The organism is Campylobacter sp. CNRCH_2015_1657, from assembly GCF_025772685.1.
Lineage (GTDB): Bacteria > Campylobacterota > Campylobacteria > Campylobacterales > Campylobacteraceae > Campylobacter_D > Campylobacter_D lari_D.
In genome coordinates this window covers 26,962-41,012 of record NZ_JAKMSO010000001.1, presented here as the reverse complement: position 1 = coordinate 41,012, position 14,051 = coordinate 26,962, and the positions used below count along the sequence as shown (strand labels likewise).

Below are 14,051 nucleotides of genomic sequence, written 5' to 3'. Positions count from 1 at the left end.
TTACACCGTTCCTTTTTCATACATCGCTCTTAATTTCTCTTTTTCTTGTTTTTTCTTTACTTTTTCTAATTCTTTTTGACGATACTGCGTAACACTAAATTTAAACCATAAAAGTGCTGGACTTGCTACAAATATAGAACTTGCAGTACCTGCTACAATACCCACTATCATAGTTAGAGCAAAACCTTCTATCATAGATCCACCAAAGAAATAAAGCACTACAACAGTAATCAAAGTTAATCCCGTTGTTAAGGTAGTTCTTGATAAAGTTGCAGAAACTGATTCATTGATAATTAAATCAAGTTTTGAATTTTTACTTGTTTTAACACCTTCTCTAATCCTATCAAAAATAATAATCGTATCATTTAAAGAATATCCAAGCACGGTTAAAACAGCCGCCAAAATATCTAAATTTACATCTATTTCAAATAATGCAATAGCGCCTAAAGTAATGACTATATCATGAATTTCACACACAATAGAAGCCATAGCAAAACGCCATTCAAATCTCACTGCTAAATAAATCAAAATAGCAATCAAAGAAATTCCAACCGCCATAAGACCTTTATTACGCAGTTCATCTCCTACTTTTGGACCTACTACATCCACACGGCGCACTTCAAATTTACCTGTATCTTTTAATAAATTTGCAATACTTACTCCAATGTCACTTCCCAAGCTATCGCTACTTCCTGAAAAACGAATAATCACTTCATTAGCACTACCAAATTCAGTAACGCTAGCACCTTTTAAATTTTCATTGATAGCTAAAGCTTTGCGAATTTCAGCCAAAGGAGCTTTTTGCTCGTATTGAAGTTGTACTAAAGTTCCACCGGTAAAATCAATACCAAAATTCAAACCCTTAGTAAAAAGGATAAAAATAGAACCAAAAAATAAAATAAAAGACAAAGAGATGGCTGCAAATCTCATTCTCATAAAATCATAAACATGTTTTTGACTAAAAAATTGCATTAAGGTCTCCTATATCCAAACCATAATCTTGTATTATTGCTTTTTTCCATACGGTTCATGAACATTTCAAACATACCATGAGTTCCAACAATAGAAGTAATCATCGAAACTAAAATCCCAATACTCAAAGTCACCGCAAAACCTTTTACCGCACCTGTTCCATAAGCATAAAGTACCACTGAAGTAATAAGCGAAGTAATGTTAGAATCTAAAATCGCGCTCATTGCATGCTTATAACCATTTTCAACACTTTGCCTTATGCTAGCACCTTCTCGCAATAACTCCCTAATTCTTTCATTAATAATAACATTAGAATCTACTGCCATACCCACAGTCAGTACAAGTCCTGCCATACCAGGTAAAGTTAAAGTTGCACCAAACATAGCCATTACAGCAATAATCACTAAAATATTTGCCACTAAAGCAATATTAGCAAAAATTCCTGCTATACCATAATACATCACCATAAATGCAATAACTAATATAGAAGCACCTGCTAGGGCTATCATACTCATTTTAATACTATCAGCACCCAAAGATGGTCCAACACTTCTTTTTTCAAGCATTTTAACCGGTGCTAAAAGCGCTCCACTTCTTAAAGCAATGGCCACATCATGAGCTTCTTCTACAGTAAAGCTACCACTAATTTGGCCACTACCTCCACCTATTCTTTCATTAATTCTTGGAGCTGAATATACTTTATTATCTAAAACTATAGCTAAGCGTTTACCTACATTATTTCCTGTATAGTCTCCAAATTTTTTAGCACCTTCTGAATTTAAGGTAAAATTAATAACAGGAAGATTATTACTTTGTGCAAAACCTACTTTTGCATCTGTTAGCATAGAACCATCAAGAATAGGTATAGATTTTACTAGATATTTAATTTGAGGATTTTTTGCATCTTCAAAAATTAAATCTCCATATTCAGCAGCTTGAGCTGGAGTAAGATTATTTACCTGATCCATTCTAACATCATCTACTTCCATTAATTGCAAATGTGCAGCTTTTGCAATAAGTTCTCTAGCTCTAGCCTCATCTGCAGCAGTTTTAATACCTGGAAGTTCGACTAAAATTTTATCCTCACCTGATCTTGCTACATTTGGCTCTGCAAGACCAAATTGATCAAGTCTATTTCTAATTGTTTCTACAGCTTGCAAAATAGCTTGTTCATGAGTTAATTTAATTTCTTCTTGGGTTAAAGAAAGTGTGTAGTGTAAATTTTCGTGTGTAATAGCCAAGCCTTTAATGTCTTTTAACAACAAATCAACCTTAGCTACATCATTTTCATCCAATAAACTAAATTCAATACTAGTATCATTTACTTTGATTTTATCAACAATAATATCTTCTTTATTGATAGAATAACTAAGAGAAGAGGCTATGGATTTAACCTTTGACTTAACTGCCTCTTCCACTTCTACACCTAATAACATATGCAAACCACCTTGCAAATCAAGTCCTAGGTTAATCTTAGCACCACTTTGGGTTTGCATAAAAGAAGGTATAGAAAAAACAAGCCCTATAAGAAAAACTACAAAGAAAATAATACTTCTATAAGTAATTTTTCCACTACGCATCAATTTTCTTTGCTATAAAATCTCTAGAAATTTTTACAACTACATTTTCATCATTAAGCTTAACTTTGATAAAATCCTCTTCTGGTTTTACCACCTCGCAAATTATCCCACCATTTGTGATGATTTTATCTCCTTTTTCTAAAGATGAAACCATCAATTTATGGTCTTTTGCTTGTTTTTGTTGTGGTCTAATAACCAAAAAATAAAAAATCGCAAAAAGCACAATGAGAGGCAACAATGAAGTCCAAATATTTCCGTTTTCTGCCATTTCTTCCCCTTTTTTTTAAGTTCATAAATTCTAATTCTACCACTTTTAAAATAATAAAAGCCTTTTTTTCTGCACTTTTATTGTCAAATTTTATTTATTTTTCTTTTTTTGAAAATTTACTTTTCGAATTTATCTCACCATTTTTAAGCATATATGGTTTAATTTTATTACTAAGAAACAAAAGTAAAGCAGGATATTTTTACACCGGTTTTTTTATAGGAATTTTATGGTTTTGGTGGATAGGTTTATCATCAATTTATTTTAATTTAGCTTATTTAATTCCTTTAGAAATTATCTTAATTGGATTAATTTATGGATTTTTGTTTTTTATATGTTTTTTTCTTAAATATGATTTTTTAAGGCTTTGTGGAATTTTTTTACTTTGTTTTATTCATCCTTTTGGCTTTGATTGGCTAAATTGGGGTGTTTTAAGTGTATATGGAATCTTTGATGCAAGTTACCAAGGTATTATAGCTATGTTTTTGATTGCTTATTTTTATTATGAAAAATATATTTCAAGATATTATAAAATAGCAATTATTCTAATCCTTATTCTAATCGGAGCTCAATATAATCAAAAACAATCACAAACACTAAAATTAGACTATAAATTAATCCAAACTAATATCTCCCAAGATCAAAAATTCATACAAGAAAATTTACAAACTCATTCTAAAGATATATTTTATCAAATCAACAAGGCTATAAAAGAAGGTAAAGAAGCAATTATTTTTCCTGAAACTGCTTTTGCTTTTGCATTAAATAAAGCACCAAGTTATTTACAAGCCTTAAAAGATTTATCAAAACAAATCATCATCATCACAGGTGCTATAAGCACTACACCTAATCATCTATACAATAGTACTTATGTATTTAATAATGGCAACATACAAGTTTTTAACAAACATTATCTTGTACCTTTTGGAGAAGAAATTCCTATATTTAAAAACTTTTTTAAAAAATATCTTTTAAATATTGATGAATTTTCAAAAGGAAAAGAATTAAATCAATACACTCTAAATAACCAGCTCATCACTAATGCTATCTGCTTTGAAGCTACAAAAGAAAAACTTTACAAACACTCAAAAATCATCATCGCTATTTCAAACAATGCTTGGTTTAATTTTTCAAGTGAGTATAAATTACAAAATTTTCTAATGCGTTTTTATGCAAATAATTATAATGTAAGTATATATCATGCAGTTAATGGAAAAGAAAATGCGGTAATTAAGCCAAAAGAAGTATTGATTTTAAAGATAAAAGAAAAACTTTTAAAGCAAAATGAAGCTTAAAAGCTTCATTTTATAATGCCTTAAATTCATCAAGTGCGTCTAATTTTTCCCAAGGATAATCAGCTTGACCCACTTGACCACGAGCAGCTACATCAGCATACATGAAAGTATCTTTACTTGGTTTATCAAGATTGAATTTATTTTTAATCCAATTTGGAGTTAATGGGAAAGTTTTCATCACAAAATCACTTAAAATATCATCATCTAATCTTGTATTTGTTCCCATGCAATCCACGCTTACAGAAGTTGGTTTAGCCACACCTATAGCATAAGAAAGTTGCACTATACATTTTTTAGCAAGCCCTGCTGCTACGATATTTTTAGCAAGCCATCTTGCAGCATAAAGTCCACTTCTATCAACCTTAGTATAGTCTTTAGAAGATTGTGCACCACCTCCTATTGGAGCATAGCCACCAAAGCTATCTACTATGAGTTTTCTTCCTGTTAAACCACTATCATGTAATGAGCTGTGATTTACATATTTTCCCGTTGGGTTGATTAAAATTCTTGTTTTTTCTGGGCAAAAAAGCTCTTTTGGTAAATTTGAATCCAAAATCAAATCCATCACCAAAGCTCTTAAATCTTCTATTTTCATACTTTCAACACAAGGAGCTGAAACTACAATAGTATGGATACTTTGAGGTTTGCAATTTTCAAAATTTTCTTTATTTGCATAATCAATTGTAACTTGAGTTTTAATATCTACTCCAAGTTTATCAGGATTGTTTTTTGCAAACTCATATACTTTATCACAAAGCATTCTAGCATAAGAAATAGCTGCTGGCATATATTCTTTTGCTTCATTGCTTGCAAAACCAAACATTATACCTTGATCACCTGCTCCAATCTCTCCATCTTCTTGATCAACACCTTGATTGATATCAGGACTTTGCTCATTTAAAAATACCATTACATCTAAATCATCAGGGTGTAAACATTGTTTTTTGCTAAAATGCGGATTTCCATTGTAACCAATATCTGCTAGAGCTTTTTTTACAATATTTTCATAATCTTGTTTTTCTAATTTATATTTTGATTTAATCTCACCACCAATTACTACTTTATTTCCTGCTACAAAAACCTCACTAGCAACCCTTGAGTCTTTATCATGAGTTAAAAAAGCATCCACTATAGAATCAGCTATAATATCAGCACATTTATCAGGATGTCCTGCGCTAACAACTTCAGAAGTAAATAAATACATATTTTATATTCCTTGCATCATCTTTTTCGTTAAATTAAAAATTTTCTAAAATATAATAACATAAGCTAACTTAAAAATCAAAAAGCTTATTTAAGCTTTACTTTGCTAGAATAAATTTAAATTTATCACTACAAAAAAAGGTAAGAAATGAATTTATTTTCTTATGCAATCAAACGCTATAAAGATGGAAATCTTATTTTACAAATTTGCATAGGTATTGTTTTAGGAATTTTAGTAGGTATTTTTTCTAAAGATTTAGCTATTTTTGCAAATATTTTTGGTGCTTTATTTACAGGAGCGTTAAAAGCTATAGCGCCAATTTTAGTTTTTATTTTAATTTTAACAACCATTTGCACAAAAGAATTTAATCATGGAAGTGAGAAAATAAAACACATTATTTTCTTGTATATTTTTGGAACCTTTTTAGCTTCTTTAAGCGCAGTTAGTATAAGTTTTATCTTTCCTGTAGAATTAGTATTAACCGATATTGAAAAAGCTTCCACTACAAGCCCTGCGCATATAGGCGAAGTATTTAAAACCTTACTTTTTCAAGTAGTAGATAATCCTATCCACGCTTTATCTTCAGGAAATTATTTAAGCATATTAGCTTGGGCTATTGGTGGAGGTTTTGCTCTAAGACATTGCTCTAATGATGCAAAACAACTTTTTACTGATATAAACGAGGGTGTATTAAAAATCGTTAAATTTATAGTCAAGCTTGCTCCTTTTGGAATTTTTGGACTTGTGGCTAATTCAGTTGCTCAAACAGGAGCAGCAGGACTTTTAAGTTATATTAAATTATTAATCATTTTAGTTTTAACCATGTTTTTTGTAGCCTTTGTAATTAATGCTTTAATTGTCTTTGCTTATACGAAGAAAAATCCTTATCCTTTGATTTTTATTTGCTTAAAACATAGTGCTGTTTTTGCATTTTTTACAAGAAGTTCTGCAGCAAACATCCCTGTAAATATGGCACTTTGCTCTAAATTAAATATCAACAATAATCTATATAGCATTTCTATTCCACTAGGAGCTACGATTAATATGGCAGGGGCAGCTGTAACTATAGCTATACTAAGTCTTGCAGCAGCTCATACAGTAGGTATTGAAATAAATTTTTTACAAGCTATGCTTTTGAGTGTATTAGCTGCATTTGCAGCTTGTGGAGCTAGTGGGGTTGCCGGAGGTTCGCTTTTACTCATACCGCTTGCTTGCTCTTTGTTTAATATCGATTATGATATAGCTATGCAAGTAGTTGCGGTTGGATTTATCATAGGGGTTATTCAAGATAGCGTTGAAACAGCTTTAAATAGCTCAACAGATGTTTTATTTAGTGCTATTTGTTCAGATAATGAACTTAATTTAAAAATTTAAGGAGGACTTATGAGGCATTTAATTACTACAAAAGATTTTAACAATGATGAAATCTTGACTTTATTTAAAGAAGCAAAAGAATTTTTAGATGAAAAACCGCGTACATTTTTAGAAGGAAAAAGTGTCACAACAATTTTCTTTGAAAATTCAACACGCACTCAATCAAGCTTTGAAACAGCCGCAAGAAGACTAGGTGCTAAAGTTTTAAAATTAGATGTTTCAAGAAGTAGTTCAAGCAAAGGTGAAACACTTTTTGATACTGCTGCGAATTTAGATGCAATGGCACCAAGTGCTATTGTAGTTAGACACAAAAACTCAGGCGTACCTCATACTTTAGCAAATTATACTCATTGTCCTATAGTTAATGGGGGTGATGGCAAGCATGCTCATCCTACCCAAGCTTTACTTGATCTTTTTACCATAATGGAGCATTTTGATTATAATGTTAAAGGTAAAAAAATAGCAATAGTAGGAGATATTAAAAACTCACGCGTTGCTGCTTCAAATTTAGAATTATTACCTCGTTTTGGTATAGACATTACCCTAGTGGCCCCGCCTCATTTTATGCCAAATTATCCTATTAAAAAAACAAATAAACTAAAAGAAGTTATTGATGATGTAGATATTATCATGAGTCTTAGAACACAAACTGAAAGACACAATATTCCAACCTATGCATCGCTTAAAGATTATGCAAATGATTTTTGTATTAGCAAAGATTTAATAAAAGATAAAAATCTCATTATCTTACATCCTGGTCCTGTACATAGAAATATCGATATTAGCGATGAAGTAATGGCTGATAAAAGATGTAAGGTTTTAACTCAAGTTAAAAATGGTGTTGCCATTAGAATGGCTGTATTAAAAAAACTCATTTTAGAAAGCTAAAATCATGCAAAATTGGAACTTAAGTACATTATTTAAAGATGAGCAAGAATTAAATCTTTTTTTGCAGAAAACCCAAGATGAAGCTTGTGAATTTAAAAAACAACATGAAAATAATCTTCATAGTTTAAGCAATGAGCAATTCTTGCAAGCTTTAAAAAACTATGAAGAATTAATCTTAAAACTTTCTCACATACTAACCTATGTGTATTTAAATTTTGCTCAAGATACTACCAAAGGTGCTTTTTATGCAAAATATGAAAATTTAAGTAAAAAAATAGAAGAAAATCTTTTATTTTTTGAACTTGAATTTTGTGAGTTAAAAGAAGAAAAAAGTAAAACTTTCATCACATTTTGCAAAGATTATGAGTTTTATTTAAATAATCTTATCAAACACAAAAAACACAATCTTTCTAAAAAAGAAGAAAGAGTTATCCTAACTCTATCAAGTACAGGTTCAAATGCATTTGCAAGATTATTTGATGAAACCTTTAGTGCTTTAAAATTTAATTTTGAAGGACAAAAATTAAGCGAGGAAGAAATTCTAAGCAAGCTTTATGATAAAGATAGAAGCATTAGAAAAAAAGCTTCAAAATGCTTTAGTAAAACCTTAAAAAAACAAAACAAGCTTTTAGTATATATTTTTAATATGATTAAAAGCGAACTTGCTAGTATTTGTGAGTTAAGATCTTATGAAAACCCAGAAACTCCAAGGCATATAAGAAATCAAATTTCTAAAAAAAGTGTTGATGCGCTTATTAGTGCTAGCGAGAATAGCTTTGATATTGTTTCTAAATTTTATAATGCAAAGAAAAAAATTCTAGGGTATAAAAAGCTAAAAGATTATGATCGTTATGCACCTATTGGAAAAGAAATGCAAGTTGATTTTGATCAAGGAAAGGATATAGTTTTAAAAGCCTTTGAAAAATTTTCTAAAGATTTTTACATGATAGCAAAAGAAGCTTTTGAGAATAATTGGATCGATGTTTATCCTAAAGAATTTAAACAAAGTGGAGCATTTTCTCACTCAAGCACGCCGCTAAGCCATCCTTTCATACTTTTAAACTATACCAACCAAAGACGCGATCTTTTTACCCTAGCTCATGAGCTAGGCCACACTATACATCAAAAACTTTCTTATAAAGTAAGTTTTTTAAATCAAGATACACCTCTAACTACAGCAGAAACTGCTTCAGTGTTTGCAGAAATGTTGATTTTTGATTACATTAAAGAAAATTTAGACAAAGAGGAGCTTTTATCTTTATATGCAGCAAAAATCGAAGATATTTTTGCTACTCTTTATAGACAGATTAATTTTACTACTTTTGAACGCAGATTTCATGCTAAAAAAGAAGAACTAAGCGCTCAAGAACTAAGTGAAATTTGGCTTGAAGAATCAAGAAAAATGTTTCAAGATAGTGTAGTTTTAACCAAAAACTATGGCCTTTGGTATTCTTATATACCACATTTTATACACTCTCCATTTTACTGCTATGCTTATGCTTATGCACAACTTTTAGTTTTAGCACTTTATGGTCTATATAAAAGTGGCAAATGCTCTAATTTTACTTCAATTTATATTGAGTTTTTAAGTAGTGGGGGAAGCAAAAGCCCAAAAGAACTTGTAGCTATGTTTGGCTTTGATATAGAAAGTGATAAATTTTGGAATATAGGCTTAGAGCAAGTTAGGATACTAGTAGATGAATTTTTAAGGCTAAGCAATGATTGATAAAATTTTAAATAATAAAAATTTTATAACTTTAATGCAAAAAAGCATTTATGAATGTTTGCAAATTTTAATCCAAGAAGATATTGAGTTTAATATCATTGTAAATACTAAATTTGTTACACTCGAACCTCCTTTACCACCAGAATTAGATGTAGTGAGCAAAAATCCTTATTGTCTTTTTGCACTTGGTGGTTATACTTTTAAATCCATAGTTTTAACAAATGAGCATATAGAATTTCACGCAGGTTTTGGACCTGATGATTTTGCAACCTTTGTGAAAGTGGATTTAGGGGCAATTACTCAAATTCAAGTTGAAGATAATATCATTTTTGTCAATTTTTCAAACTATTTTAAAAAGCAAAATGATCAAAAGTTAAAAGAAAAATCCATGAATGCTTTTTTAAACAATCCCAACAATAAAGATTTATTTAAAAAATGAGTTTTTTTGAAGGTTTAAATGATAGCCAAAAAGAAGCTATCATGCATATTGATGGAGCTATGCTAATACTAGCAGGTGCAGGTAGTGGAAAGACTAAAACCATTACCACTAGACTTGCCTATTTAATCGATCATGTAGGTATTCCTGCGCAAAATACCCTCACGCTAACCTTTACAAATAAAGCTGCTAATGTAATGAAAACAAGAGCCTTAGCACTTTTACAAGATCAAAATTTACATAATCCCCTTTTATGTACTTTTCATAAATTTGGTTTGTTATTTTTAAGACTTTATAGCGAAAGAATTAATAGAGCAAATAATTTTGTCATTATTGATACAGATGATAAAAAGAAAATACTAAAAGATTTAGCTAGCGAAAATTTGCAAAGCTCTTTAGCAAGCATAGGTGCTTATATTTCAAATTTTAAAAATCAAAGCAAAAGCGCTCAAGAAATACGCAAAGAATTAGAATTTTTAAAAGATGAAAAAAACAAAAATTACGAAGAAATCATTCATTTATATGAGCAATATGAGCATTTTTTAATCCAAAATAATTTCATGGATTTTGATGATTTACTCATGCTAACTAATAAAATTTTAGAAGATGAACAATTTGCACAAGAGCAAAGTCAAAAATATACTTATATAACAGTAGATGAGTATCAAGATACTAATGCCTTACAATATCAAATTCTAAAAAAACTTTGCACGTCTCATGAAAATATTTGTGTGGTGGGTGATGATGATCAAAGTATTTATGGTTGGCGCGGGGCTAAAATAGAAAATATCTTAAATTTCAAAGAACAATTTAACAATGTAAAATTAGTCAAATTAGAGCAAAATTATCGCTCAACTAGCGCTATTTTACAAGCTGCAAATGAGCTTATAGAGCATAATAGAAAAAGACTAGGAAAAACTTTGATTTGTACCAAAGATGAGGGCGAAGAAATTACAATTTTACAAAATGATGATGAAAAAATTGAAAGTTTTAAGGTTGCAAGAGAAGTTTCAAAACTTTTAAACTCGGGGATTAATCCTAGTGAAATAGCCATACTTTATAGAGTAAATGCCCTATCTCGTGCTCTTGAAGAAGCTTTTAGCAAAGAAAAAATTCCTTTTAAATTGCTAAGTGGAATTCGTTTTTATGAAAGAGCTGAAATTAAAGATATTATTTCTTATTTAAGATTACTTTCAAATTTAAATGATGATTATTCTTTTAAACGCATTATCAACCGCCCTAAAAGAAACTTTGGTAATGCAAGTTTAGAAAAGCTAGAAAATTATGCCAAAGAAAATCATTTGTCTTTATTTGAAAGTCTATGTGCTTTGCAAGGAAGTGGTTTTTTTAGTAAAAAAACAGACAAAGAGTTAGAAAAATTCATACTAAGCATACACAAAATCAAAGAAAAAGATGATTTGCTTGCAATGATTTTAGCCTTAGAAGAAGAATTTAAAATCAAAGAATTTTACAAAGATAATCCAGAGGGTGAAGATAAACTTTTAAATATAGATGAACTTTATGCTAATTTAAAAGATAAAATTACTCATGGAAATTATAATGGCTTAGATGATATTTTAAATGAAATTTCTTTACTTAATGAGCAAGATGGACTTGATAAAGAAAGTATTTGTATTATGAGTATTCATGCAAGCAAAGGACTTGAGTTTGATTATGTTTTTATCATAGGTTTAGAAGAAGGATTTTTCCCACTCACTAGCGAATCAAGCAATATAGAAGAAGAAAGAAGACTTGCCTATGTAGCAATCACTAGAGCCAAGAAAAAACTTTATTTAAGTTATGCTAATTCTAGATTTTATAAGGGAAGTCGCACAAGATTAGAAAAAAGTAGATTTTTTGGCGAGAGCAATGTAATCAAAAAAGAATTAACACTAGATCATCAAAAAAATTGCTACAAAAAAGGCGATTTAATCAAACATAAAATTTTTGGCATAGGCAGAGTCACTGGGGTAAGTAAAATAGGTGCTGAAGAAAAACTCACGATTAATTTTGGAGGCATAGAAAGAATAATAATGTCAAGTTTTGTGGAAAAAGTAATATGAATAAACTTTTTGTAGCTTATAAACCAAGCGGTATGAGTTCTAATGCTTTTTTAGGCAAACTCAAGAAAAAATATAAAAATAAAAAAGCAGGTTTTTCAGGGACACTTGATCCTTTTGCAAAAGGTGTTTTACTCATAGCCTTTGATCAATACACAAAACTTTTTCGTTTTTTTGATAAAAATCCAAAAGTTTATAAAGCAACACTTTGGCTAGGCGCGCATTCACTAAGCCTTGATAATCAAAATATCAAAGAAATCAATCTTATAAATGCTTTTGAAGAGAAAGTTTTAGAGCAAATTAAAAATGAACTTTTAGGTAAAATCACCTACACCCCACCCGCATTTTGTGCAAAAAAAATAGATGGGGTGCGCTCTTATGAACTTGCAAAAAGAGGTTTTGAAGTCAATTTAAAGCCTTGTGTTATGGATATTTTTTATACTAAAATTTTACACTATAACCACCCCTTTTTAACCATAGAAATAGCAGTTAGTGAGGGTTCTTATATACGCTCTTATTGTGAATTATTTGCTAGAAAACTTGGTATTAAAGCTACACTAAGCTCATTAGAGCGTTTAAGTGAGGGAGGGTTTTTTTATGAGAATGAAAAAGAGTTAAATCCTTTAGCTTATTTAAATCTTAGAAAAAATACGATAAAATATCCCCAAAAATTACACAATGGACAAAAAATATTTTTGGACGATTTGGAAATTCAAGAAGAAGGTAGCTATATTTTAGAAGAAAAAGATTTTTTTTCTATCATTTCTATCCAAGATAATCAAGTGCAATATTATTTAAATAAGGTATTAAAATGTTAATTTTATCAAGAAAAGAAAATGAAAGTATAAAAATCGGAGATGATATAGAAATCAAAGTAGTTCAAACAGGCAAAGGCTATGCTAAAATAGGCATCGAAGCTCCAAAGTCTTTAATGATACTACGCAAAGAGCTTATCGAGCAAGTAAAAAGTGAAAATTTACATGCAATTAGTGATGAAACGATAAAACTTGACGATCTGAGTAAAAAGCTTAAAAAATGAAAGCTTACGCAAAAGCTAATATTTTTTTAAAAATCATAGGAATTGACTCAAGATCTTATCATTTATTACAATCACGCTTTGTTTTATTAAAAGATATTTTTGATGAGTTAAGCTTTAGTGATGAAAAAACCAAAGAAGGATTTGAAATTATTGGAAATTTTACCCAAGATACCATCATACACAAAGCTTATAAAGAATTAGAAAATTTAGGTTTTTCTAATGAATTAAATGAATTTTTTAAAGACAAAAGTTTAAAGCTTATCAAAAACATTCCCATAGGTGGAGGCCTTGGTGGAAGCAGTACCGATGCGGTTGTATTTTTATTAATGATCAACGAAGCTTTAAATTTAAAACTCAACCAACAACAACTTGAACAAATCTGCCAAAAACTTGGCTCTGATTTAATCTTTTTTTTAAGCGGATATGATAGTGCAAATGTTAGCGGGTGTGGCGAGATTGTAGAATATTTTGAAGATGATTTTACCCAACTTGATTTTACTTTTCCAGCTATTGAATGCTCAAGTGCAAAAGTATATAAAGCATTTGATGAAAGTTCATATGATTTAACAGCGAATTTAAATTTAGCCAAAACACTCAAAACACTCAAAACAAGTGAAATTTTAGAGTATAAAAATACTGATTTAAACGACTTATTTGCTCCTTGTGTAAAAATTTATCCTAAAATGCAAACTTTTCTTAATGAGGCTTATTTTTTAAGTGGAAGTGGAAGTGGAGTTTTTAAGGCTAAATGATGAAAAAAACTATAGTAAAAAACAAAAAAGCTTTTTTTGATTATGAAATTTTGGAAAAATTTGAAGCAGGTATTGTTTTAAAAGGTTCTGAAGTAGTGGCATTAAGAGCTAGTAGAGCAAATTTGAAAGATTCTTTTGTGCGTATTATCAAAGGTGAAATTTTCTTACTTAATGCTCATATTTCTCATCTTAGCACTACACATTCTTTTTATAAGCATGATGAAAAAGGTGTGCGAAAACTTTTAATGCATAAAAAGCAAATCGATAGGCTTTTTGGTAAAATTAGCACCCAAGGCTTTACTATAGTGCCATTAGAACTTTATTTTAATGAAAAAAATAAAGCAAAAGTCTTAATAGCCTTAGCCAAAGGAAAAAACTTACACGATAAAAGAGAAAGCTTAAAGAAAAAACAAGCAGATCTTGAAGCAAGAGCTGCTATGAAAAATCATTATTAAAAAAG

The 14,051-nt window shown here is 29.8% G+C and carries 14 protein-coding genes; 10 read left to right on the top strand and 4 right to left on the bottom strand.

Annotated features, from left to right (window positions below):
- The 3 genes from secF to yajC are packed head-to-tail and all read right to left on the bottom strand — an operon-like array spanning position 1 to position 2,820.
- Positions 1-972, bottom strand: coding sequence for a protein translocase subunit SecF (gene secF / locus L8X27_RS00225; RefSeq protein ID WP_133318706.1), 972 nt, complete (start codon positions 970-972; stop codon positions 1-3).
- Positions 972-2,552 carry a protein translocase subunit SecD gene (secD, locus tag L8X27_RS00220; RefSeq protein ID WP_039628546.1) on the bottom strand — a complete coding sequence of 527 codons (1,581 nt, stop codon included), beginning with the start codon at positions 2,550-2,552 and terminating at the stop codon, positions 972-974. The genes secF and secD overlap by 1 nt, the downstream gene beginning before the upstream one ends.
- Complete coding sequence (gene yajC, locus L8X27_RS00215; protein ID WP_039618686.1) at positions 2,545-2,820, bottom strand: preprotein translocase subunit YajC; 276 nt, start codon at positions 2,818-2,820, stop codon at positions 2,545-2,547. Before yajC ends, secD begins: the two co-directional genes overlap by 8 nt.
- On the opposite strand from yajC, the gene L8X27_RS00210 reads away from it, so the two are divergent.
- Positions 2,790-4,112, top strand: a complete 1,323-nt coding sequence (locus L8X27_RS00210; protein ID WP_263671266.1) for an apolipoprotein N-acyltransferase — start codon at positions 2,790-2,792, stop codon at positions 4,110-4,112. The two genes, yajC and L8X27_RS00210, sit on opposite strands and share 31 nt — an antisense overlap.
- Before the next feature lie 10 nt (positions 4,113-4,122).
- On the opposite strand, the gene metK is transcribed toward L8X27_RS00210, so the two are convergent.
- Positions 4,123-5,316 carry a methionine adenosyltransferase gene (gene metK / locus L8X27_RS00205; RefSeq protein WP_263665254.1) on the bottom strand — a complete coding sequence of 398 codons (1,194 nt, stop codon included), beginning with the start codon at positions 5,314-5,316 and terminating at the stop codon, positions 4,123-4,125.
- 147 nt (positions 5,317-5,463) lie between these two features.
- Here metK and sstT point away from each other — a divergent pair, with 147 nt between their 5' ends.
- The 9 genes from sstT to smpB are packed head-to-tail and all read left to right on the top strand — an operon-like array spanning position 5,464 to position 14,046.
- Positions 5,464-6,690 (top strand): serine/threonine transporter SstT, encoded by a 1,227-nt coding sequence (gene sstT, locus L8X27_RS00200; RefSeq protein WP_263671265.1) that lies wholly within the window; start codon positions 5,464-5,466, stop codon positions 6,688-6,690.
- Positions 6,691-6,699: 9 nt separating this feature from the next.
- Positions 6,700-7,578, top strand: a complete 879-nt coding sequence (locus L8X27_RS00195; RefSeq protein WP_263671264.1) for an aspartate carbamoyltransferase catalytic subunit — start codon at positions 6,700-6,702, stop codon at positions 7,576-7,578.
- Positions 7,579-7,582: 4 nt separating this feature from the next.
- The gene (locus L8X27_RS00190) at positions 7,583-9,304 is read left to right on the top strand and encodes a M3 family oligoendopeptidase (protein WP_263671262.1); all 1,722 of its coding nucleotides are present in this window, start codon (positions 7,583-7,585) and stop codon (positions 9,302-9,304) included.
- On the top strand, positions 9,297-9,743 hold the full coding sequence (locus tag L8X27_RS00185; RefSeq protein ID WP_133318700.1) for a hypothetical protein: 447 nt from the start codon (positions 9,297-9,299) through the stop codon (positions 9,741-9,743). The genes L8X27_RS00190 and L8X27_RS00185 overlap by 8 nt, the downstream gene beginning before the upstream one ends.
- Complete coding sequence (locus L8X27_RS00180; RefSeq protein WP_263671261.1) at positions 9,740-11,803, top strand: ATP-dependent helicase; 2,064 nt, start codon at positions 9,740-9,742, stop codon at positions 11,801-11,803. The genes L8X27_RS00185 and L8X27_RS00180 overlap by 4 nt, the downstream gene beginning before the upstream one ends.
- Positions 11,800-12,618 (top strand): tRNA pseudouridine(55) synthase TruB, encoded by an 819-nt coding sequence (gene truB / locus L8X27_RS00175; RefSeq protein WP_263671260.1) that lies wholly within the window; start codon positions 11,800-11,802, stop codon positions 12,616-12,618. Before L8X27_RS00180 ends, truB begins: the two co-directional genes overlap by 4 nt.
- The gene (gene csrA / locus L8X27_RS00170; protein WP_012661763.1) at positions 12,612-12,839 is read left to right on the top strand and encodes a carbon storage regulator CsrA; all 228 of its coding nucleotides are present in this window, start codon (positions 12,612-12,614) and stop codon (positions 12,837-12,839) included. Before truB ends, csrA begins: the two co-directional genes overlap by 7 nt.
- Positions 12,836-13,591, top strand: a complete 756-nt coding sequence (locus L8X27_RS00165) for a 4-(cytidine 5'-diphospho)-2-C-methyl-D-erythritol kinase (RefSeq protein ID WP_263671259.1) — start codon at positions 12,836-12,838, stop codon at positions 13,589-13,591. The genes csrA and L8X27_RS00165 overlap by 4 nt, the downstream gene beginning before the upstream one ends.
- A complete protein-coding gene (gene smpB / locus L8X27_RS00160) occupies positions 13,591-14,046 on the top strand; it encodes an SsrA-binding protein SmpB (RefSeq protein WP_257395547.1) in 456 nt (151 codons plus the stop codon). Before L8X27_RS00165 ends, smpB begins: the two co-directional genes overlap by 1 nt.
- Positions 14,047-14,051 lie beyond the last annotated feature (5 nt).

Excerpts from the sequence above, each read along its gene's own strand:
- L8X27_RS00190 (WP_263671262.1), top strand. The coding sequence starts at position 7,583 with ATGCAAAATTGGAACTTAAGTACATTATTTAAAGATGAGCAAGAATTA.
- smpB (WP_257395547.1), top strand. The coding sequence starts at position 13,591 with ATGAAAAAAACTATAGTAAAAAACAAAAAAGCTTTTTTTGATTATGAA.
- csrA (WP_012661763.1), top strand. The coding sequence starts at position 12,612 with ATGTTAATTTTATCAAGAAAAGAAAATGAAAGTATAAAAATCGGAGAT.
- L8X27_RS00185 (WP_133318700.1), top strand. The coding sequence starts at position 9,297 with ATGATTGATAAAATTTTAAATAATAAAAATTTTATAACTTTAATGCAA.
- secD (WP_039628546.1), bottom strand. The coding sequence starts at position 2,552 with ATGCGTAGTGGAAAAATTACTTATAGAAGTATTATTTTCTTTGTAGTT.
- L8X27_RS00180 (WP_263671261.1), top strand. The coding sequence starts at position 9,740 with ATGAGTTTTTTTGAAGGTTTAAATGATAGCCAAAAAGAAGCTATCATG.
- metK (WP_263665254.1), bottom strand. The coding sequence starts at position 5,316 with ATGTATTTATTTACTTCTGAAGTTGTTAGCGCAGGACATCCTGATAAA.
- secF (WP_133318706.1), bottom strand. The coding sequence starts at position 972 with ATGCAATTTTTTAGTCAAAAACATGTTTATGATTTTATGAGAATGAGA.
- L8X27_RS00195 (WP_263671264.1), top strand. The coding sequence starts at position 6,700 with ATGAGGCATTTAATTACTACAAAAGATTTTAACAATGATGAAATCTTG.
- L8X27_RS00210 (WP_263671266.1), top strand. The coding sequence starts at position 2,790 with ATGAAGTCCAAATATTTCCGTTTTCTGCCATTTCTTCCCCTTTTTTTT.
- truB (WP_263671260.1), top strand. The coding sequence starts at position 11,800 with ATGAATAAACTTTTTGTAGCTTATAAACCAAGCGGTATGAGTTCTAAT.
- yajC (WP_039618686.1), bottom strand. The coding sequence starts at position 2,820 with ATGGCAGAAAACGGAAATATTTGGACTTCATTGTTGCCTCTCATTGTG.
- sstT (WP_263671265.1), top strand. The coding sequence starts at position 5,464 with ATGAATTTATTTTCTTATGCAATCAAACGCTATAAAGATGGAAATCTT.
- L8X27_RS00165 (WP_263671259.1), top strand. The coding sequence starts at position 12,836 with ATGAAAGCTTACGCAAAAGCTAATATTTTTTTAAAAATCATAGGAATT.